Genomic DNA, 20,674 nt, shown 5'->3' on the forward strand with positions numbered 1-20,674 from the left:
AATGAAACCAACCACGCCAATATGAGCGTGGTTGGTTTGTATGGTAGAGCGTTTATCCGGTCGTACCCGGGCTCGACCATAGTGACACCGGCGGTCCGATGGGAATCCTCGCCTTGCGCGTTAGTTCTTTGCCCAACGCTCAAGCTTATGAATATTTCTAGTAAAGAGGCCGGCCAGAAATTTGGGGAAACCGAATTCAACCATCTTTTGCTTAACTCGATCCTTCATTTGGTCAACCGTCATGTCCGGCATCACAAATGCCCCATTCTCGTAACAATGGCTGCAGTATTTTTTGTTTTTATCGCCGTTCATTTCCGTGCCCCCGCCTTGTTCATCGCGAGATAGCGGCATTCCGCAGCTTTGACAATTTTTATACACTTTGTTCATTTCCTTTGTCCCCTTGTTAAATGATTGCCTCTATCCATTCGTACCGTTAATTATACGTCATTCACACGGTATCCCCAATACCTCAAACCCCTGCTTAAACCAAAAGTTTTATTTGGCGGACAATATAACTGCTCTCAGATACCTCATCGTTGTCGTTATTCATCATTCAAATCTTTCGAATATCCTCAATTTGCTATAGTATAGAGATTGCTAGTCTGATAGACACATGCCTATAATAATAGGTGTAACCATTTGTGGTAATCCATAATAGATTTGCAGAAGTGTTGCCGTATGATGTGAACGTAATTAAGCCTGCTTTACAAGATGATAGTATAATAGGAGACAGGTGGGACTAAGAAAATGAACAATGAGACAACTAACGAGGAAGTTAATAGCAAGGAAGATGCGATGTCCGAGGAGAAATGGGCGGAGCTTATAAAGGCTGTGTACCATAATGGCCTTGTAGCTTTAAAAATGCACTATAACGACGTTGAAGCACAAGTGTCGAATTTCCAAGATTACGGTCCGGTTTTTGTGTTTCATGTGAAGGATGAATCGGGTAGTATATATTCCTGCGGATTTTTTCTGCACGAATTGATCGCCAGATTCCAATCGGACAATGATCCTGCAGTGTGGATGGCTTCTTTTTTCGTCGATCTTATGGAGACCAAGGGCGGCAAGCCCCTCCCAAAACCAGCTACAACCGAAGAAGAGGCTAAAGCGATAATCGACAACATACTCGTTCCGCAATGTATAAAAGCTGTAACGGAAGAGTTTGCTCCGGAGCAGGTACATGCGGGTCTAGCTTGGAAGGAAGACCATGGTCCGATCTTTGAAGCTGGATTTCCGACGATCATAGATGGAAATAACGTATGCGCTATTTCTTTGCATCTATTGTTGACACATTTGCAGTTGAACCGGGATCCGGGAGAGCTGCTGATTCAAGGAATGTATGACATTCGAAAAGAACATGGCTTAGACTAATATTTATTATGTATTTAACGCAACCTGATAAGGGTTGCGTTTTTATTAAAAATAAACATTTTCCTAACAGGGTTATTCCGATGGAGCATAAATGGGCTTCAGAGGGATAACCTCTTTTTTTGCTTATCTGCTCTTTGCTTCATGGAGGAGATGGCGTATGCTTTTAGAAAGAATGTAGAAAAAGGGATTAAATAGGTGTGAAGAGTTTACAATACCATTTGCAGAAATACAGGAAATTGATTCATGGAGGAAATTATGAAAATAACACTACAAACCGAGCTTTGCCAACTATTTAATATTCGTTATCCGCTTTTTTTAGCAGGAATGGCAGGCGGGCCTTCGACTGCAAAACTGGTAGCCGCAGTATCGAATGCAGGTGGACTAGGAACGCTTGGTGCAGCTTACATGGAGCCGTCTGCTATTCGTGAAGCTATACATGAAATCCGCAAGCTGACAGATCAGCCCTTTGCAGTTAACCTTTTCGCTTCGCAAGCTTCGGACAACAATACTAGAATCGGTGAAGCTCAGCGAGAGTTGAATCTCATGCGTAATACGCTTGGAATCCCTCATGCGAGTGCGGATCACGTGGCGACTCCAGATCGATTTGAGAAACAGTTGGCTGTCTTGCTCGAAGAGGAGGTACCTGTCATCAGCACAGCATTCGGTATACTTCCGGAGCCTTTCATGCGGCAAGCTAAAGAGGCTAAACTTCTTGTTGTTACGATGGTAACAACGGTGAATGAAGCTCTCCAGTCGGAGCAAGCAGGCTGTGATGCAATAGTTGCCCAAGGCAGCGAAGCGGGTGGACACCGAGGAACGTTTGATATTACAGAGCATCAGATGGGCGCCAATATTGGGACGTTTGCTTTGGTACCGCAAATTGTAGATCGTGTGAGCATTCCGGTCATTGCTGCGGGCGGCATTATGGATGGACGGGGACTGGTGGCTTCACTGATTCTAGGAGCACAGGGTGTTCAGATGGGGACACGATTTCTAACAGCGATTGAATCTGGTGCGCATGAGGTTTACAAGCAGGCACTGCTGGGAAGCACGGAAGAGAGTACCGTTATGACCAAAGCTTTCTCGGGTCGACCTGCAAGAGGAATACGCAATTCATTTATTAAGCAGTGGGATGAGAGCGGTATCGAGCCACTTCCTTTTCCAACTCAAAACACGGTGACCCGTGATATAAGAAACGCCGCCAGCCGCCAAAACAATCCAGAGTATATGTCTTTATGGGCAGGTCAAGGTACAAGGCTGCTAACTTCCGGTCAAACTGCGGAGGATATTGTTGCGGAGACGATCGGGCAAGCACTTTCGATATGTCAAGAGAGCAAGTCCCTTTGACAAGGTTTCGGATATTATACCGCCTGCCTGAATCGTGGTAGGGCCCGAAACACAATCTTTAAGATGTAATTAAGATCACTCCAAGTTTTTTTACGTTGTGATTATGGCTAATTCTGTGAAAATGTTAATGCTAATGTCGTAATAAACTGTGATATAATTTTGCCCAGAAGATGAACGTTGGAATTTACACCAACTTAATTTACTGGGAGGTACGCATGATCAGAGATGGCAAGCCGTTTAGAAGTCTTATTATCACCATGATTTTAGGTTTGTTTCTGCTTTGTATCGGACCTATATCGAGTGTCTACGCAGGGAATGCAGCAGCTGCGAATGAGTGGACTGTAAAATTTAATGGGAAAATTGTGAAGATAACTGATCCACTTTATATGTCCGATGGAAGATTGTTTGTGCCCGTAGCCCAAATCGCTGATTTATTCGGTGCCAAGTCAAGCTGGGATCATGTCAATGAAGAAGTGACGATACATACGGAATTCAAGGATAAAGTTGTGCTGGGAAATGGAGTCCCTGTTGTTTATTTCAACGAAGACCGTTATAAATTGGATGCGGTACCATTCTTAAAGGACAATAGGTTGTATGCTCCTCTGCGCCAATTGTCGGAAATGCTGCATGCTAACGTGGCATTAAATTCAGAATCAAGCGTTGTTGAACTCATAAAAGTGCAGCCTGCTGTAATAAAGGAAGACTTCGGATTGGATGAGATCAGTAAGGAGTTTGGCAGCAGCAAGACGGAGCTATTGAAGTGGAATGGGCTCGATAACAAATCGCTGATCAAGCCGGGAACAAAACTCAAGGTGGTCATTCCTTCAAACGTTGATCAACTAGCAAAACCGTTCTCAGAATCGGACTACATGCTTCTTGCCAAGATTACGATGGTTGAAGCAGGCCATGAATCCTACGAAGGACAGCTTGGTTTAGCGAATGTGATATTAAACAGAGTGAAGGATGAGAGGTTCCCGGATACGATACGCGACGTCCTTTATTCAGGAAAGCAGTTCCCTCCAGCACATAATGGCCTCCTAGATAAGAGTAAGCCCAACGCAAGCTCTCTTCGCGCCGCCAAAGATGCCTTGAACGGAAAAAATAACGTGGAGAATGCGGTCTATTTCTTCAACCCCGATATTTCCAAAGGATCGTTTTGGTCCAGCTTAGACGTTATTACGACGATCGGCAATCATAGTTTTGCTAAATAGATGTACACCCGCCATGGCCATGATAAGGCTGTGGCGGGCTTTTTTTTTTAACAGGGTTGAAGTCATCGGTTGCACAGCCAATTTGTGCATTTCATGCACAAAAAAGAACCTTCGATTCACTTTTTAAGTGTGTTGAAGGTTTTTTTTGCGCATGCTAAATAAATCCAGTCTTATACATCCGACTTGTTTCAATACTGTAAACTTTTGCGAGCTTAGTTGTTTGTCAAAACGAGGCTGTGATACCATCAAGGTGGAATGGAGATGAACGAATGGAGCTTACCAAAATATTGATTATAGAAGATGAAGCAGCTATTGCTGATTTGCTTGCATATGGATTGCAGAAGGAGGGATTTCAAACCAGACTTGCCCATAACGGCAAGGATGGCTTAAGAGAAATCGAAGAGTTCAAACCTGATCTGCTGCTGCTTGATTGGATGCTTCCCGATCAAAGCGGCCTCGATATTTGCAAGCAAATAATGGGGAAATACATGCTTCCGATTATAATGATTACAGCTAAGTCGGATATTTCCGATAAAGTCATCGGGATGGAGCTTGGCGCCGACGATTATATTACGAAGCCATTCGATATGCGTGAAGTAATCGTCCGCATTCGTACATTACTGCGTAGAATCAATCCTGTATCGGCTGTGAACGAAGAAACAGTACCAGCTACAATCAAGTTTAAAACGATAGAAATTAATGTGCTCGAAAGAATGGTCCAAAAAGACAATGAGCTCATTGAGCTGACACCAAAAGAATTTGATCTCTTGATGACGTTAACCAGCTCTAGAGGACGAGTATTTACTCGTTCAAATTTGCTTGATTTAGTGTGGGGTTATAATTATTTTGGTGATACTCGAACCGTTGATATTCATATTCAGCGTTTACGCAAAAAGCTTGATGCCAATGACATCATTACTACGGTATTTCGTGTCGGCTACAAATTCGAGAAGAATGTGGAATGAACATGATACAGTCTATCAAGGTTAAGTTTTTAATCGGATTGTTAGTTATTTTTTTCACATCGCTGTTGCTGCTGCACCATTTCGTCATGCAAATTATTGAATCCAACAACGAAACAATCATTACGGCGGATTTGAACACCATGAAGAAAAACAGCAATGTTTATGTGAAACAAACGTTTATGATCAATCATTATAGTCATGATGAGATTTATTTTGAGCAGATGTCGAAAGAATTGGTCGGCGATTTGAAAAACATTACTTCTAGTCAAGTTGCTGTTTATTCTCTAAAAGGCAACCTGATGGCTGCATCGGACGACGCTGCCTTCATGAGTCCTCCCGGAGACGATTTCAAGCATGCTTTAAAGGGAGAAACAGCCTATACAATCACTCATCAAGAAAAGATATCCTCCATCTATTTTTCATATCCTGTTGTCATTGACGGCGAAAAAATAGGCATTTTACGATTTTCCAAAGACGTATCGATGCTTTATGAGAACAGCAGGCAAATATTAGATATCATTTTGTATGTCACCATCGCAATTTTTGCTATGGGCTTGCTGCTTTGCTTTGCGTTGTTCTGGAACATTACGCTCCCCATCGTCAAGATGACCAAAGTTTCAACAGAAGTCATAAACGGTAATCTTAATGTCCATATCTCATTAAACCGAAAGGACGAGCTTGGCAAGCTTGCTCATAACTTCAACCAAATGATTGAGAAAATTCGATTACAAATCGGTAAAATAGAAAAGGACCGTGATCGTCTTAAAGAGTTAAACCAACACCGCAAACAATTTTACGACAACGTTACCCATGAATTGAAGACGCCTCTGACCTCTATCATGGGTTACGCGCAGATGATCAAAGAGAACGGGCAGAGTGATGAGGTTTTTTTCGAGAAAGGCATTGCGCATATTGCGGATGAGAGTGCGCGCCTTCATGAAATGGTTTTGCAGCTGCTCGAGTTGTCCAAGGAGACGGATTCTAAAGCAGCCTTTGAAATGGTTGATGCTGGGTTTATTTTGCAGAGCGTTTGCGAAGGAATGGCGTTCAAAGCCCGAAAATATAAAAAGAAAATTTCTTGCGAGGTAGAAGATCATCTTATCATTGAGGGTAGTTCAACTAAACTAAGACAGCTATTTATCAACTTGATCGATAATGCGATTAAATACAGCGATTCTTCTTCTGAAATTATTGTGATGGCAGGACTGACTTCCGAGTTCGTACAATTCACTTTTATTAATCAGGGAGATGTTATTGCTCCGAAGCATTTAGCCCGTATTTATGAACCCTTTTACAGAGAAAATGGTCGTCTTGTGAAAGAAATCGGCAGTCGCGGATTAGGTCTCAGCATAAGCAAAGCGATTGTAGAAGAACATCAAGGAACGATTCAGATCCAAAGCGAGGAAAGAGAAACAAGCGTTATTGTTCAAATTCCGCAAATGGATAACAAGCAGGTGATTTTATGATTAGAAAATCAATCCTTGCTCTGCTCATCATCGTTATCTTGTCGGGCTGTGCATCTACGAAATTTAATTCAAGAACCGTCGTTATCCCGGATACAGAGGCAGAAGCAGCACCGGAATTGGCCCATTCGAACGGTGATTTTGAAGTAAACAAAATATATCGAATGTTTGAGGAAGAACAGAATGAAATCCGAATTCTTGGATGGACAGACAATGAGCAAGTTGTTGGCATGCGCAAGACTATGGATTTAAGTCAAACGCTGCAACGATTCGATTATAAGAATCAAACGATGCAAAAAGTAATGAGCTTCAGTCAAAATGCAGAAGCCAGCATGGTATCCCCGGATGGGCTCTATATCGCTGTTTACGTTTGGGATGATAAAAGAAGCAGAACGATGAAGCTCTACAGCCTGAATGATGGTAAGGCGATTACTACAATCGATGATAGTCAAAGCCCGTTGTCGGCGGCTACGATGATCTGGTCTAACAACAGCCGATACCTCTCTTTTTTCATATGGGACGATCAGAATGAAGAAAAGCTGGTCGTTTACGACGTAACGACTAAAAAGCTGAAGAAAATTGATATACCGAATGAAGGCGAGAAGAGTTGGTTGAGATATGCGAAAGTTTCTGATAATGGGGAAACGGTATTGATCGTTAAACAAATGGTTGATGGACAATCGATCTTCTTCGGTAAATTAAATGATAACAGTGTTGTCAGTTTGTATAATCATTTGTTAAATCGTGATGGGACGGCAGACTTTCTCAATAATGATCAAATTTTGTTTGTCAGCGAGAACAATTTGCTTTTCGCTTATGATCGTCGTAATAAGGCTACCACAATCTTAGGTGAGCAAGTCGGTAATTTCCGGTTAACGAGGGATCGCAAGTACATTGCGTATTCGAAAGATTCTCAAAATACCTATATTGCCAAATTGCAAGGAAACAACCTTTTGAATGAACAGGAGGTCTTCAAAGGGATAGATCCGGGTCAAATGGAATGGAGTCCGTCCGGCAATAAGCTCTATTTGAACGGTTGGAAGTCCTTTGATGCACAAATTAAAAGCAAATTGGCGGTACAGTATTCGATGCATTACATCATTGAGTTTAAATAAAAAATCTCTCCGAACTGCCATCACAGCTTCCAGCTGCGATGGCAGTTTTTTTTTGCATTGCATAAAACGACGTGGTTCAACATTTTTAGATACAACTTATTTACAAGTTGGAGAAGTGCTCGAAATGAGGATTTAGTATAAATAATAGAAGCTGCTTAACATCTTTTACTTAGGAGGACAACATGCACTCGTATATGAAGAAACGAAAATCTCGTCTAGTAAGATTTATTGTATTTCTATTCACTCTAATTTTGATTAGTGTAACGTTAATCGGCTTTACCGCAAACAAAGAAGAAAAGTCGCGAGCTCTGTCAGCCATCCCAACAGCGATTCCAACGAAGCAGGAAGCCTTGGAAGAACAACCGGAGAGGGTCTACAAAATTGTCATTGATGCAGGACATGGTGGCAAAGATCCAGGAGCTGAAGGGGCTAGCGGGCAAAGGGAGAAATATTTTACACTATCGCTATCTCAGAAAGTTTATGAGCTGCTAAAGCAAGAGAACATGTTTGAACCGCATCTAACCCGTACTGACGATACGTTCATCGAGCTGGACGAGCGTCCTGATATAGCCAACCAAATGAAAGCAGATGTTCTTCTATCCATCCATGCGAACACGTTTAAGGACGAGAACGTTGGAGGAATTGAAACATTTTACCGTTTTGATGACAATATTGAATTAGCTCAGACTATGCATAATCATGTTGTAAAGGCAATGGGTTTCAGGGATCGTGGAATACGGTATGAAGAATTAAAAGTGCTTTCATTAAGCAAGGTGCCGGCGATTTTGCTGGAAGTAGGCTATCTGACAAACCCCGCTGAAGAGGCGGTATTACTTGGAGAAGATGGACAAGATCGTGCGGCACAAGCCATTGTTGACGGTTTAAAGCAATATTTTGAGAACAATCCAGAAGAAGCAATCATACAATCCTAATACGTTTATAATCAATCTCTTCAAAAATAAAACATAACAATAAACCACGTCCTTTGGACTTGGTTTATTGTTTGTCTGCCATTTGCTTTCGGTACACGCCAGGTGACATGCCGTAATACCGCTGGAACACCCGATGAAAGTAAGTATAGCTGCCGAACCCGGTTTCTTCGGCAATGCGTTCGAGTGTAAGCGGACTTTTGCCCATTAATTCAAGAGCCATCGCTAGACGCACCTTCTGGGCATATTGCATGATGGAGAAGCCGAATTCAGCTTTAAACAACTGAACCGAGCGTGATACGCTTAGTCCCGCATGCTTCGCAGCATCGGTCAATGTGAATGGAATCATCGCATGCTCCTCGATATAAAGCTTTATTTTATAAGAGAGCAGCTTTGGGCCGGAAGTGTAAGATGTTGCTTCATCTATGGCTCTATCCAGCAAATAGCATAGTGACTGCATCAGCGTGTGTAATAGCTCAGGATTTCCTCCATCATGCCGTCTGCTTTCTAATATTAACTGCTGCCATATCGCAGCTATTCTGCTGTTCTCACCTATTTTTGTCCTTTGGGGTCTCCGCTGCAGCTTCCACCATTCATCAAGCCAAGCACCGCTGCAAATAACGTAATAGTCGCCGCTTGGTCCAAGCTCGCCAATTCTAAGATCATAAGCTTCACCAGGCCCAAACAGAAGAAGGTCGCCAGGCTCGATGATATCCAGTTGGCCTGCAATTAAGGCTTGGCATAGACCTTCTGTCTGCAATCGAATGATATAGGTTTCGAGGCCATATCGATAGGTATGTCGAAAAGGTGTGTTATGGTACATAAAGGCACAATAATCCAGCTTTATTCCAGTATCCTTCATAGGTAATCCTCCTGTGCCATAAGCAGATCGTTGATGTTTATCATTAGTTTGTTTCTACACATACCCGTTCATTTCCTTCATAATCATGTGTATATGAATAAAGGAGTTGTTTCAGGTGGCAGGAAAGCAGAAGTTGTTCTCGTCAGAAATAAAGGAGAAAGTGCAATCTTTGATTTCTCAGATGACATTAGAAGAAAAAATTGGCCAGATGTCGCAATTTGACTGGGGCTTTCACGCGATAAACCCCGATGCTGGCGGTGAGATCAATCAAATCATGAAGGAACTCATCGATAAGGGAATGTTAGGTTCGTTGTTTAATTTATCGGGAGTTGAACAAGCGAATACGCTGCAACAGCAAACGATTGAAAGATCCCGTCTTGGAATACCGATGATTGTTGGTAGAGACGTTATTCACGGCTACCGCTCAGTATTCCCTATTCCGCTCGCTCAATCGGCAAGCTGGAACCCTGCATTAATTAGAAGAACAGCAGCAGCTGCGTCCAAGGAAGCAGCATCCGACGGTATTTCTTGGGTGTTCGCCCCGATGATCGATATTACGAGAGATCCAAGATGGGGAAGAATTGCCGAAACGATGGGAGAAGATCCTCATGTTGGCGAGATTATGGCTGAAGCGTGGGTTGAGGGGGCAGAACTTGCTGACGCCTCTAATGAAAGCTTGTCCGTTGCAAGCTGCCCTAAACATTTTGCTGGTTATGGGTTTGCAGAAGCAGGTAGAGATTATAATACAGTAGACGTCTCGGACCGGGTGCTGCGTGAAGTTATTTTACCACCATTCCGTAAAGCGGTTGAAGCTGGAGCGCTTAGCCTTATGGCATCCTTTAACGAGTTGAATGGTATTCCTGCATGTGCTAACCGCTACTTACTTACGACCATTTTACGTGAGGAATGGGGTTTTGAAGGCGTCATCGTTAGTGATTACAATGCTCTTGGTGAGCTTATCACTCATGGAGTTGCCCGAGATGCGGAGGAAGCATGTGAGATTGCTATTAAAGCGGGTACGGATATGGATATGCATTCAGGTATTTTCTATAAATATTTGCCGAAGCTCGTTCAGGAAGGCCGGATTGCCGAGAGTCTTATCGACGCAGCTGTAGGCAGGATTTTAGCTGTAAAAATGAAGCTTGGATTGTTCGAGAATGCATACGTAAACCCAGATCTGAGCCGTAGCGTTATTTTGTCAGAGGAGAATGTTGCATTGGCTCGCGAGGCGGCGCGAGAGTCCATCGTACTGCTCAAGAATGACAGTCGAACACTGCCACTGTCCAAACAGGTGCAAACATTGGCTGTTATCGGACCGATGGCAACGAATACGAAAGACCCATTAGGCTGCTGGGCTGCTGACGGTAATGCGGATGATGTCGTATCACTGCTTGATGGTATCAAAGCAAAAATATCACCAGATACACAGCTTCTCTATGCGGAAGGCTGCGGTATTGAGAGTGAAGACGAAAACGGGTTTGAAGCAGCGCTGGCAGCAGTTGCTCAAGCTGATGTAGCCATTATTGCTGTAGGCGAGAGCCTGACGATGAGCGGTGAAGGGAATTCTAGATCAGAACTGGACTTGCCTGGGAAGCAGCGTAAGCTCGTGGAAGCAGCGATTCAGCTAGGTAAGCCGGTTGTCGTTGTTATGTTTAACGGCCGTCCGCTGACAACAGTTTGGCTGGATGAATCAGCGACAGCTATTGTAGAGGCATGGCACTTAGGTATTCAAAGCGGAAACGCCATTGCTGACGTCTTGTTTGGAGACTATAATCCAAGCGGCAAGCTGACAGTAACATTCCCTCGGAGCGTGGGACAAGTGCCTCTTTATTATTACCGGAAGAACACCGGCCGTCCTCCAGGTGGTGTGTATTCTTCAAGATACATCGATGCTCCAGTGCAAGCCTTGTATCCATTCGGGTACGGTTTGAGCTATACCGACTTTGAATATGATAATCTTGTTATAAGCTCTACTCGCATAAGCTGCTCGGATTCCGTATCTGTTTCTGTTAATGTTACGAATACAGGTAGCTATACGGGGGAAGAGGTGGTGCAGTTGTACATTCGTGATGTAGCCGCAAGCGTAACACAGCCGCTCAAAAAATTAAAAGGCTTTGCCAAGGTGAGCTTAAGCGCGGGCGAGATGAAGACGGTGACTTTCTCAGTTACACCTTCTGAACTTGCGATCATAGGAGTAGAAGATAACCTCGCGGTTGAGCCTGGTATTTTTCAATTGATGGTTGGACCTCATTCTGAGAAGGGTTTGATTGGTGAAATCGTAGTCGAATAGGCATGAACAGTAAAACACCAGATGATTCTGGTGTTTTTTTTTATTGTTTCAAATCGCTTGGTAATACAGAATAAGAAATAAAGTCATTTACATACAAACAGTATGTATGTTAATATTTAGGTACAGCAATCAATTGAATCCTAAGGGGGAGCGTTCATTTGAAAATCAACAGTTTTTATCCGGTTGTCATGTCGCAGGATGTAGCAAAAAGCGCTGACTTTTATCAACGTTACTTTGGTTTTGAAGTTGTGTATGAGTCTGACTGGTATGTGAGCTTGCGGAAGGCTGGTGAAGGGCAAGGAAGCTATGAATTAGCACTGCTCAGTGCAAGTCATCCGACGATTCCAGCGAATTATCGTAAGCGGGCTGAAGGATTGATTCTAAACATGGAAGTTGATAATGTAGATAGTGAATACAAACGCTTGGTGCTTGATGAGAAGCTGGCTTTGGAACAGGATATTCGGGATGAGGATTTTGGGCAACGGCATTTTATTCTCTCAGATCCAGGCGGCGTATTAATAGATGTAATTGCAATCATTCCGCCTTCGGAGGAAGAAAGCATGAACTATGTAGAATCTGTGTGGCAGCAAGAGGGAACAGTGGCTGGAAATTGAATGAGCTGGCTTGAACCTCCTTCTGAGCTTGTTAAGGAAATAGGAGAAGATGGATGAGAAAAAATAAGAAGGATACTGCTGAGACCATACATAAACTACTGGAAGTGGCGAGGCATCATTTTACCACATATGGATATGCTGACAGCTCATTAGAGGAATTAGCGAAAAACGCTGAAGTGACACGGGGAGCTGTATATCATCATTTTGACAGTAAAAAGGGTTTATTCCGGGCTGTGCTTGAGCTTGTTCAATCCGAAGTGGCACAGCGACTGGAGCAAGAAGCTTCGCTCAGCGACGATCTGTGGGAGCAGCTCTTTCTAGGCTGCCGAGCATTCGTTACAGTGGCGATAGAGCCAGAGAACAGGCGGATTATGTTAATTGATGGTCCTGCCGTGCTTGGCTGGGAGGAATGGCGGCTGCAAGATGAGCAGCAGTCTATGAAGTTGTTGCATGGACAGCTGGAAATGATGCAGCAACAAGGTTATCTCAGAGGTGTTCGACTGGATGCTGCCACACATTTGCTGTCTGGAGCTATGAATGAAGCGGCACTCTGGCTGGCACAGATATCGGACGCAGCGGAAGCTGCGGAAGCGATGGAGGATTGTCTGCAGACGCTGCGAATGCTCCTTGATGGTCTTCGTTAAATGTAATAGAACAAATACAAAGCCTGAAAGAGAATTCTCATCAGGCTTTGTATTTGTTTACCCTTTAAGAGCCGTATACTTCGAAATCAAAAAGTGAATATCCGTAAGCTGTGCCTCGAGCTGTACCAAGCACTCTGACGTATCTGCCGCTCTTAGCTGTAAAAGTAACATCATCAATAGCTCCGTTGCCTGTTGTTGTTGTAAAAGCATCTGTCCAAGTCGTACTATTCGTGGAAACTTGGATTTTATAGCCTTTACCGTAAGCAGCCTCCCAGTTCAATTTCACTCGGTTGATGTTTTGGATAGAACCAAGGTCCACGTAGATCCACTCGTTATTGCTTCCTTCAGTACTTGCCCATCTTGTCGCTGAGTTGCCGTCAGTCGCATTGGAAGCTTCAAATCCAGTTCCCTCTATTGAACTTGCTACAGCGGTCTTACCTAGAGCGAGGTTCGTGTTTGTTGAAATCGGGCTTGTAGTTGCACTGGCTGTATTGCTGCTCGCAGAAAGATTGCCCGCAGCATCAATTGCCTTCACTGTATAACTATAAGACGTGGAGGCATTCAAACCTGTATCATTAAAGGACGTACCCGAAGGTGAGCCAACTAATGTGCCGCCGCGGAAAACTTGGTACCCAGAAACGCCAACATTATCGGTAGAAGCAGACCAGCTCAAATTAATTTGACTGCTTGATAGAGCGGAGGTAGTTAAGTTAGCAGGTGCTGTCGGCGCTTGTGTATCTGTGGATCCGCCAGCAGTTGGGATCCACCAGTTTCCTGAAATGAAGAGCATATTAAGCAAGTTGAAGGAATCGCTGAAATAGGATTCTTTCTTGTTCTTCATCCAATCCCAGCCAGCATTTACCCATGTTTGGTGAGTGCTGCTCGTTGTAGCAGCTGATATAAACGGAGATACGAAAACGGCTGTCGCGTATGATCCGCTCACTCCACCATTTAATTTATATCCGTCTTTAATGTTGTTCGGATTGCCGCTCGTAGCGCCTTTAATCCATACCGCCAATTTGTTAGCAATATCTCGGCCTCTAGTGTCGCCGTAAAAAGCATAGTCCATTACTATTCTTAAAGGGACACGGCTTGCATTATAATTGTATTCATTCGTTTCTGGAAACTCATCCAAATAGTTTGGTGGAGCGGGTTTTGGAGGATTGTCGACAACAAAATCAGAGATTAGCCCTGTGCTGTTAGAGTAAGCGGTTGAGAATTGGCTATACACGGAGTACAAGTTGTTTATGACATCCAACCATATTTGATCTCCTGTCACTTCATGAAACGCTCTTAAATGGGAGAGCATCCAATCAGAAGGACGAGTGTTCAATGCACTCTTTGAATCCCAATCACCTAGGTTCAGCCGGTTATTCGTAGTGACATTGCTTACTTTGATTCCGTTCGTGATCATTTTTTTGGCTTCTGCCAAATAGTTAATTGTACCAGCTGATCCCCATTGACGATCTGCCAAAATTAAGGAATAAGCGATGTCCAGATCACCATCGGTAGCCGAGCTGAAATGCCCTTGTGCACCCGCAGCGTCTGCAACAACCCAGCCCATAAGATTTGTGTTAGTTGAGCTTTTATAAGCTCTTGCGGTTTTGAACAGACCGTCATAAATGGTTTTGGCATTCGAATCGAAGCCTGCCATTAAGGCTGTGATGACCATTCCATATCCTTGCCCTTCTGAAGTGCCAAGCGGATCATAACCTTCAGCGCTGCCGGTAATATCCCCTTTGACATAATAACCGCCAGGCAAGGAGGATAGGTTGTTTTTTAAATAGGTTGATTTCCAGTAAGTATAATAACTCGAAACTGCTGTATTCATAGCTGCCTGAGTGACATGGTTAGGTTTTATAATGCCAGGATAGCTCAGTTGTTGCGGAAACGGTCTAAGCTCACCAGCAGCATGAACCTTCGTTTGAAATGGAGCAGGTGCACCCAATAAGGTTATAAGCATTGCTGAACAGAGTAGAACATGGCCCATCCATTTCATCAACCTTTTGTTTGAGTTTAAAGTGTGCAATTAAAACTCCTCCTTTAATTATAGTCGTTTAACCGTCGACAGTATCGCAGCCTCCTTTACGATTAATCAAGCTCCAATAAAAATTAAAGCGCTTTAATTTTACGATAAAAAAAATAAAACGTTTAAGCGCTTTAATTTTAGGCCTATAAAAAAAGTAATTCAGATGAGACTAAAGGTGCATGACACACTGTAGAGTCAACCAAGTTACTTCTAGCCATCCATTCTTGGGTAAGAGTTTGTTCGTTCTTGCTTCTATGTTAATCAATTTAACATACAAAATTTGTATATGTCTACAGCCAATTTAAATTTTATTATTATGCCTGAAAAGGAATAGAGTAGGACGAAGGATACGTTCGCGAAGCACAGAAAAACGGTACGTTACTACGCACCGTCTTCTTGTTATTCGCCAATGATTCTGAAGTCAATATTGGTTGGCGGAGGGAATTTACTTTTTGCTTCTTCGGGGTGTATTTCGGTTATTGCTTCATTCCTTGACTCAGCAAGCTTCTTGGCATTGTATTTGTACCAAAGCTCTATTATCAATATTTCTCCTTCGCGAATGACTGCAAATTCTTTATGGAACAAGCGCTTGACGAACTCATCTTGATCAAGCTCGAGTGCAGCTACGCCTACAATAATTTGAATGCGGTCACTGCTCGAATAGGCTTCTGGCAATTCATTGTACATATGCCATGCCTCTTCGTACTGTTTGTTCGTAATGAGCAAATTCAAATATTCCTCAGCCAAGGCACGGTCAGGGAATGAGTTGGAAATGAGATAGGCTTCCTTCCAATAGGCAAGCGCCAAATCCATTCGTCCAAAATACTTCATTGCTTCTGCTAGATTCCGATACACCCATACGGATGGTTGAATTTCTATCGATTTCTCCCATGCTTCGATTGCTTCTTGTTCCAGTCCATTCTCGTAAAGCATAACGCCCAAATACATATAAGCGTTCCAAGATTGGTTCTCTTTGTGCTCAAGGCTTGCTCTTAGCAGGGAAAGCCACTCATCCTGAACCATCCATGCTTTTGGCACTTCATGCACGTCATGGTCTGGAAGACTTCCTGATTCAAGCAGGATGAGCCAATCCATATGCTCGTCTTCAGGAGCAGTGCCAAGCTTAGAGAAATAAAAACCATCAGGAATCGTTCGTTTTTCCTTCATTTCTCTGCGCAGCTGCTCTAGTGCCCCCCAAGGGGAGCCGGTATAAAGTACTTGCTCAGGTACTTTGCGTGCGAGTGCTCGGATGGATTTATGCAGTTTCTCCATTTCCTTTGCATCGATATGATGATCGACACAATCTTGAATGTATTGATTCGCCTGATTCCAATCCTGTTGATGGGCTTTGTCGATGCTAATATCGGTCATCCCGATCACCTGTGTGAAATCCCACTCCGATTGCGCAGGCATATCGAGGCCATGCAGCTGGGTAGGCGCTAAACCGCTTTGTATTTCAATGTAATTTCCTTCTCCAGGGTTAGCTAGATAATCACACCATCGTCTTCCTCCTGCATGGTTTCCCCAGCAAAACATTTTGCGATAGCGGAGCAGAGAGGTTGAGCGTTCATAAAATAGTCTTCCATCCTCATAGGCGACCGCTTCCCAAGGTGCTTCACAGCTTGCAGGCGTTTGAAAGAAATATTCATTCGAGAAAGGAAAGCTCAGCGGATAGGAGACGTCTTTGCCTGGTACAGTTGGTAGATGCGGCAGCTTGCCAAGGCCAAATCCTTTAACATTATGGTCAATATAAATGACTTCTTCTGTAGACGAAAAAAGGCGGGCTTGTGGAGTCTCCTCGACAGCGATGTTCGTCCACCAATACATTGGAACCGATTCGTCATTGTCATTAATGATCCGCACATAAAGAAGGAGCTTATCTGAATCTGCCGGTAGATGAAAATCAATTTGCCAAAAAACGTTTTTACAGCGCTCGTAATCATATATTCGAAAAAAATCATTTCCTTTTTCATCTTTTAGAATGGCTGCATGAACGGGTGAACAAGATGTAAAAGTATGTCCGAGCTGACCGATATTCCACTCTATTCCTCCAGAGAACCAAGCGTTCAATATTGCTAGATTAGCAGGCTGCAATACCGGATTTGTATAAAGTAGGTTGCGATTCGTTTTTTTCTCAGTTAGAGAATACAATCTTCCACCATATGCAGGTAAAAAAACGGCTTGCAAGTGCTCATTTTCCAACACGATGGTTTCTAACAATAGATTTTTTCGATCCCTCGTGTAACGATCCTGCATTCGGTAGGGCAAATAACGTTCTCCCGTTTCATAACCAAGCTTCGTTCGCAGTTGACTTGGGAGAGTGCCGTTATCGCTGACTTCTCTATGCTTTTGGCGATTTCGGAACATAGGCAGCGGATTTTGACCACCTATGCTTGAGCCTTCGATCCGTAAAGTTGATTGATACACACGCATTGCGAAAGATCTCCTTTCTATCCTTTTACTGACCCGACCGTTATGCCGGCAACAATCCGTTTGGAAATAAACAGATACAAAATGAAGGTAGGCAAAAATACGATTATGGATGCTGCAAATATACCGGAATAGTTTCCTGTGTTGGTAAAGCCAAGTACGATGGATTGTAGAGCAAGCGCGAGCGTATGGTATTTCGGATCCCCAGCGAATATAAGTGCATACAAATATTCATTCCATATCGACATAAAGTTGAAAATAGAAACAGTAATCAGGCCAGGCTGCGCAACGGGCAAAATAATTTTGATAAACGTTTGGATAGGACCACAGCCGTCAACAGCCGCCGATTCCTCCAACTCCTTAGGAATAGATGCGAAAAACCCGGTAAGCAGGAACACGCTAAAAGGAATATTGGTGAAAATGTAAATCAATACGAGCGTGATAATCGACCCCGTAAGCTTCAGCTCAACGAACAACGAAAAAAGCGGGATAGATATGAGCAAGCCTGGGATGGAGATAGCGGATAAAAACATCATATTGACCACTTTTTTGCCGATGAATGTTACTCTGCCCAAAATATAAGCGGCAGGAGCAGCGAAGACTAGAACGCCAACGCAAGCTGATACGGTATAAATGACACTGTTCAGAAAGTATCGTCCCATCTTCTGGGTTTTGAATAGATCGATATAATTCGAAAAATGGATACCACTTTCAAATAATGAATTTGTAAAAATACCTCTCGTTGTGCTCAGTGAAGCTAGTATGGCGAAACCGAACAATACAATTGTGAACAACAGCCACAAATAGAGCGGAACGTAGCGAATTTTATTGACCATGCTAACACCTCATCTTTAATATTCAAGACGTTCTTTACGGAAGAACTGATTGATGATGGCGGATAGGATTAGAATTGATATCGTAATACTAACGCCTACTGCCGCGCCTGCTCCTACATTAAAGGCATCCTGCGTATAAACCGAAGTGCCGTCACCAAACACTTTGAGATACATGAAGTAGCCCGGCGTCATCGTAGCGACGCTTTCACTCGCACCGCCGAAGGTAGCGGACCAGACGAAGAAGTTAACGGCCGTTACGGTCCATAAAACGAGTGTCATACGGAATATGTCCTGAAGGAGCGGCAGTGTGATTTTGAAAAACTTATGCAAAGGATTAGCTCCTTCGAGTAAGGCGGCTTCGTAATAATCTCGTGGAATCCGGTCCATTCCGGCATTCAGAATAAGCATGAAGTAGCCGATGGAACCAAAGCAGTACGCGAGCAGCATCGAGAGGAACAAATAGCTGTCGCTCGTCCACTGAATATCGGCAAGCATATCCAGTCCGAGGAAACGGAACAGCTTCGTTAAGAAGCCATAGCTTGAATTAAAAATATAATGAATCCAGATGACGGATAGTACGACAGCGGAAACGGTATTAGGCAAATAAACGAGTGATCGCCAGAACGTTTTACCGCGGACACCAGATGACAGAATAGCAGCAAATAGGAAGGCGGAACAGATCGTAATGATGCCGCCAAACAGCCATATCTTCAAAACATTCCATGCGGAGTCCATAAAATAACTGTTGCGAAACAGCTCTGTATAATTTTCGAATCCGATAAAAGACCACTCCGACATTTTGCTCGATATGGACGGCAATGAATAGAAACTCATCAGCAAAGCTCTTAGCGTTGGATATAGAAAGACAGCGAGATAGATGAGTACCGCCGGCAAAAGGAAAAGGGCAATAATCGGTTTTTTAATTTGCATGTAAATTTCCCTCCCGGATACGATTAATAATCCGTTATAACGTCATTGTGCAGCAATCCGAAGGATCGCTGCACAATGATCGAAGTATTTAATTATCGTTATTTCGTGCCATAAAACTTTTTAGCTTCTGCACTCATTTTGTTGACATAATCATCAGCTGTTAATTTACCTGCGGCAAGCTCCATAAATACAGGTACGATTACACCTTTGGAGAAGTCGGCGGAATTGTTAATTCCGTAGCCCCAAGGCGCATTGACCTTAGCGTTGTTAATCGCCGTTTCAGCTTCAGCGAGTGCAGCAGGCCATTCTGTATTTATAGAAACAGGAATAGCTTGCGCTTGTTTCACCATTTCAGCTTGTGTTTTTTGGCTTACTAGATACTTAACCAATTCGATTGCCGCTTCTTTATTGCTGCTGTTCTTATTGAGCATTAGAGCTTGTGCGCCAAATGTCAGCTCATTCTGGCCTTTGCCGTTGCCGTTAGGCACGGTAGGGAATTGGAAGGAGCCCCATTTGAAATCTGGTCCTGCTGTTGCAGAGACTTCATTCGGAAGCCAAGTACCATTCAGATAAGCTGCGGATTGGCCGAAAACGAGATCCTGTTGAGCTGCTGGATATTTACTGCCCGCAAGTTTAGCAGAGAAGTAACCCTTCTCTTTCATCGTGACCATATCTTTGGCGAATTGAAGTATGATAGGATCTTTCCACATCTCACCTGTCTTGTCATTCACGAGCGTGTCTACCCATTCGTTGCCCATTGCGCTGCTGAGGTATCCACCGATGAACAAATCACGGTAAGCATCGTCGAATGTAATTGGAGCAACGCCGGATTTCTTAATCAACTCGCAATATTCCATAAACTGCTCCCAAGAGCTAGGAGGAGTAGTGATTCCCGCTTTCTCAAACACTTCTTTGTTATAGAAAAACAGTACAGCGAACGGCTGCTGCGGAATCGCATAGTGGCCTTCTTCAAGTCCAGCTTTTACAGACAATGACTTTGTCCAATCCATCAAGCTTGGCATAAGTGAATCTTGTAATGTTTTTCCTTCCATACCTACAGCCGGTGTACCCAAATATTCGTCAATCTTCAGCAGATGATCCTTCACTATCGCCATCGTAACGGAGGGATCATCCTCGAATATATCGATTTGTTCACCGCCGTCGAGTGCTGGTTTAATCAGCTTTCTAATATCCCGTCCAGTAAATTTGAGATCGACGGTTACTTTCGGATTAGCAGCTTTAAATTCATCAACCGTTGCTTTAATAACTTTCGCTTGAGGTTCTGTGTCGCTCCACATAGACCAAAAGACGACCTTGCCCTCAAGGCTCGCAGCATCAGGACTTGGCTCCGCAGCTGAAGTTGGCTCAGTTGTTGATGCAGGAGCGGGAGATTCAGTTACCTCCGGGTTGTTGCTCTTCGAGTTCGAGCACCCGATGGCTAATAAGATCATCATTCCTGTTAATAAAATGGTCAATATTTTGTTCCTTTTCATTGTTGACTCCTCCTTTTTTTTGGTAAGTATACCGCTGCGAATGCAGCCGGGTACATGACCATTTTTGAACTGAATCCGTCATATTTTGTACTCATTTTACGTTTGACGAGGATGAGTGGGAAAACGGTTACAGAAATCACTGAGA

At 43.5% G+C, this 20,674-nt stretch carries 17 protein-coding genes and 1 pseudogene; 10 read left to right on the forward strand and 8 right to left on the reverse strand.

Features of this window, described 5'->3' with window-relative positions:
* Positions 1 to 120: 120 nt before the first annotated feature.
* On the reverse strand, positions 121 to 387 hold the full coding sequence (locus AC787_RS05825; RefSeq protein ID WP_054023915.1) for a zinc ribbon domain-containing protein: 267 nt from the start codon (positions 385 to 387) through the stop codon (positions 121 to 123).
* A 360-nt stretch (positions 388 to 747) separates the two neighbouring features.
* Here AC787_RS05825 and AC787_RS05830 point away from each other — a divergent pair, with 360 nt between their 5' ends.
* The 7 genes from AC787_RS05830 to AC787_RS05860 all read left to right on the forward strand — a co-directional run bounded on the left by AC787_RS05830 (position 748) and on the right by AC787_RS05860 (position 8,404).
* Complete coding sequence (locus AC787_RS05830; RefSeq protein ID WP_054023916.1) at positions 748 to 1,371, forward strand: hypothetical protein; 624 nt, start codon at positions 748 to 750, stop codon at positions 1,369 to 1,371.
* Between the two features lie 255 nt (positions 1,372 to 1,626).
* The gene (locus AC787_RS05835) at positions 1,627 to 2,718 is read left to right on the forward strand and encodes an NAD(P)H-dependent flavin oxidoreductase (RefSeq protein WP_054026920.1); all 1,092 of its coding nucleotides are present in this window, start codon (positions 1,627 to 1,629) and stop codon (positions 2,716 to 2,718) included.
* Between the two features lie 215 nt (positions 2,719 to 2,933).
* Positions 2,934 to 3,929, forward strand: a complete 996-nt coding sequence (locus AC787_RS05840; RefSeq protein ID WP_054023917.1) for a cell wall hydrolase — start codon at positions 2,934 to 2,936, stop codon at positions 3,927 to 3,929.
* A gap of 269 nt (positions 3,930 to 4,198) precedes the next feature.
* Positions 4,199 to 4,894 (forward strand): response regulator transcription factor, encoded by a 696-nt coding sequence (locus AC787_RS05845; protein WP_054023918.1) that lies wholly within the window; start codon positions 4,199 to 4,201, stop codon positions 4,892 to 4,894.
* A 2-nt stretch (positions 4,895 to 4,896) separates the two neighbouring features.
* Entirely contained in the window at positions 4,897 to 6,360 is a 1,464-nt protein-coding gene (locus tag AC787_RS05850; protein WP_054026921.1) for a sensor histidine kinase, read from the forward strand.
* A complete protein-coding gene (locus tag AC787_RS05855) occupies positions 6,357 to 7,472 on the forward strand; it encodes a hypothetical protein (protein WP_054023919.1) in 1,116 nt (371 codons plus the stop codon). The genes AC787_RS05850 and AC787_RS05855 overlap by 4 nt, the downstream gene beginning before the upstream one ends.
* 182 nt (positions 7,473 to 7,654) lie before the next feature.
* Positions 7,655 to 8,404 carry an N-acetylmuramoyl-L-alanine amidase family protein gene (locus tag AC787_RS05860; RefSeq protein WP_054023920.1) on the forward strand — a complete coding sequence of 250 codons (750 nt, stop codon included), beginning with the start codon at positions 7,655 to 7,657 and terminating at the stop codon, positions 8,402 to 8,404.
* A 64-nt stretch (positions 8,405 to 8,468) separates the two neighbouring features.
* On the opposite strand, the gene AC787_RS05865 is transcribed toward AC787_RS05860, so the two are convergent.
* Complete coding sequence (locus AC787_RS05865; protein WP_054023921.1) at positions 8,469 to 9,263, reverse strand: helix-turn-helix transcriptional regulator; 795 nt, start codon at positions 9,261 to 9,263, stop codon at positions 8,469 to 8,471.
* 115 nt (positions 9,264 to 9,378) lie between these two features.
* On the opposite strand from AC787_RS05865, the gene bglX reads away from it, so the two are divergent.
* The 3 genes from bglX to AC787_RS05880 all read left to right on the forward strand — a co-directional run bounded on the left by bglX (position 9,379) and on the right by AC787_RS05880 (position 12,811).
* Positions 9,379 to 11,553 carry a beta-glucosidase BglX gene (gene bglX / locus AC787_RS05870; RefSeq protein WP_200930699.1) on the forward strand — a complete coding sequence of 725 codons (2,175 nt, stop codon included), beginning with the start codon at positions 9,379 to 9,381 and terminating at the stop codon, positions 11,551 to 11,553.
* 158 nt (positions 11,554 to 11,711) lie between these two features.
* Complete coding sequence (locus AC787_RS05875) at positions 11,712 to 12,167, forward strand: VOC family protein (RefSeq protein WP_054023922.1); 456 nt, start codon at positions 11,712 to 11,714, stop codon at positions 12,165 to 12,167.
* A 53-nt stretch (positions 12,168 to 12,220) separates the two neighbouring features.
* Positions 12,221 to 12,811 (forward strand): TetR/AcrR family transcriptional regulator, encoded by a 591-nt coding sequence (locus tag AC787_RS05880; protein ID WP_054023923.1) that lies wholly within the window; start codon positions 12,221 to 12,223, stop codon positions 12,809 to 12,811.
* 64 nt (positions 12,812 to 12,875) lie between these two features.
* On the opposite strand, the gene AC787_RS34675 is transcribed toward AC787_RS05880, so the two are convergent.
* The 6 genes and pseudogenes from AC787_RS34675 to AC787_RS05905 all read right to left on the reverse strand — a co-directional run bounded on the left by AC787_RS34675 (position 12,876) and on the right by AC787_RS05905 (position 20,529).
* Complete coding sequence (locus AC787_RS34675; RefSeq protein WP_414730971.1) at positions 12,876 to 13,592, reverse strand: discoidin domain-containing protein; 717 nt, start codon at positions 13,590 to 13,592, stop codon at positions 12,876 to 12,878.
* A pseudogene (locus AC787_RS34680) lies at positions 13,569 to 14,810 on the reverse strand (glycosyl hydrolase family 8); the annotation flags it as partial. The gene AC787_RS34675 and the pseudogene AC787_RS34680, both read right to left, overlap by 24 nt.
* 429 nt (positions 14,811 to 15,239) lie before the next feature.
* Positions 15,240 to 17,273, reverse strand: a complete 2,034-nt coding sequence (locus AC787_RS05890) for a DUF5107 domain-containing protein (RefSeq protein WP_054023924.1) — start codon at positions 17,271 to 17,273, stop codon at positions 15,240 to 15,242.
* Positions 17,274 to 17,290: 17 nt separating this feature from the next.
* Positions 17,291 to 18,106, reverse strand: a complete 816-nt coding sequence (locus AC787_RS05895; RefSeq protein WP_054023925.1) for a carbohydrate ABC transporter permease — start codon at positions 18,104 to 18,106, stop codon at positions 17,291 to 17,293.
* A 15-nt stretch (positions 18,107 to 18,121) separates the two neighbouring features.
* Positions 18,122 to 19,036, reverse strand: coding sequence for a carbohydrate ABC transporter permease (locus tag AC787_RS05900; RefSeq protein WP_054023926.1), 915 nt, complete (start codon positions 19,034 to 19,036; stop codon positions 18,122 to 18,124).
* Between the two features lie 98 nt (positions 19,037 to 19,134).
* Complete coding sequence (locus AC787_RS05905; RefSeq protein ID WP_054023927.1) at positions 19,135 to 20,529, reverse strand: ABC transporter substrate-binding protein; 1,395 nt, start codon at positions 20,527 to 20,529, stop codon at positions 19,135 to 19,137.
* Between the last annotated feature and the right edge of the window lie 145 nt (positions 20,530 to 20,674).

It is taken from the genome of Bacillus sp. FJAT-28004, assembly GCF_001280845.1.
In the GTDB taxonomy this organism is placed as follows: domain Bacteria; phylum Bacillota; class Bacilli; order Paenibacillales; family Paenibacillaceae; genus Pristimantibacillus.

Bases quoted from the DNA above. Each gene is read 5' to 3' on its own strand.
- AC787_RS05825 (WP_054023915.1), bottom strand. From the start codon at position 387: ATGAACAAAGTGTATAAAAATTGTCAAAGCTGCGGAATGCCGCTATCT.
- AC787_RS05830 (WP_054023916.1), top strand. From the start codon at position 748: ATGAACAATGAGACAACTAACGAGGAAGTTAATAGCAAGGAAGATGCG.
- AC787_RS05835 (WP_054026920.1), top strand. From the start codon at position 1,627: ATGAAAATAACACTACAAACCGAGCTTTGCCAACTATTTAATATTCGT.
- AC787_RS05840 (WP_054023917.1), top strand. From the start codon at position 2,934: ATGATCAGAGATGGCAAGCCGTTTAGAAGTCTTATTATCACCATGATT.
- AC787_RS05845 (WP_054023918.1), top strand. From the start codon at position 4,199: ATGGAGCTTACCAAAATATTGATTATAGAAGATGAAGCAGCTATTGCT.
- AC787_RS05850 (WP_054026921.1), top strand. From the start codon at position 4,897: ATGATACAGTCTATCAAGGTTAAGTTTTTAATCGGATTGTTAGTTATT.
- AC787_RS05855 (WP_054023919.1), top strand. From the start codon at position 6,357: ATGATTAGAAAATCAATCCTTGCTCTGCTCATCATCGTTATCTTGTCG.
- AC787_RS05860 (WP_054023920.1), top strand. From the start codon at position 7,655: ATGCACTCGTATATGAAGAAACGAAAATCTCGTCTAGTAAGATTTATT.
- AC787_RS05865 (WP_054023921.1), bottom strand. From the start codon at position 9,263: ATGAAGGATACTGGAATAAAGCTGGATTATTGTGCCTTTATGTACCAT.
- AC787_RS05880 (WP_054023923.1), top strand. From the start codon at position 12,221: ATGAGAAAAAATAAGAAGGATACTGCTGAGACCATACATAAACTACTG.
- AC787_RS05890 (WP_054023924.1), bottom strand. From the start codon at position 17,273: ATGCGTGTGTATCAATCAACTTTACGGATCGAAGGCTCAAGCATAGGT.
- AC787_RS05895 (WP_054023925.1), bottom strand. From the start codon at position 18,106: ATGGTCAATAAAATTCGCTACGTTCCGCTCTATTTGTGGCTGTTGTTC.
- AC787_RS05900 (WP_054023926.1), bottom strand. From the start codon at position 19,036: ATGCAAATTAAAAAACCGATTATTGCCCTTTTCCTTTTGCCGGCGGTA.
- AC787_RS05905 (WP_054023927.1), bottom strand. From the start codon at position 20,529: ATGAAAAGGAACAAAATATTGACCATTTTATTAACAGGAATGATGATC.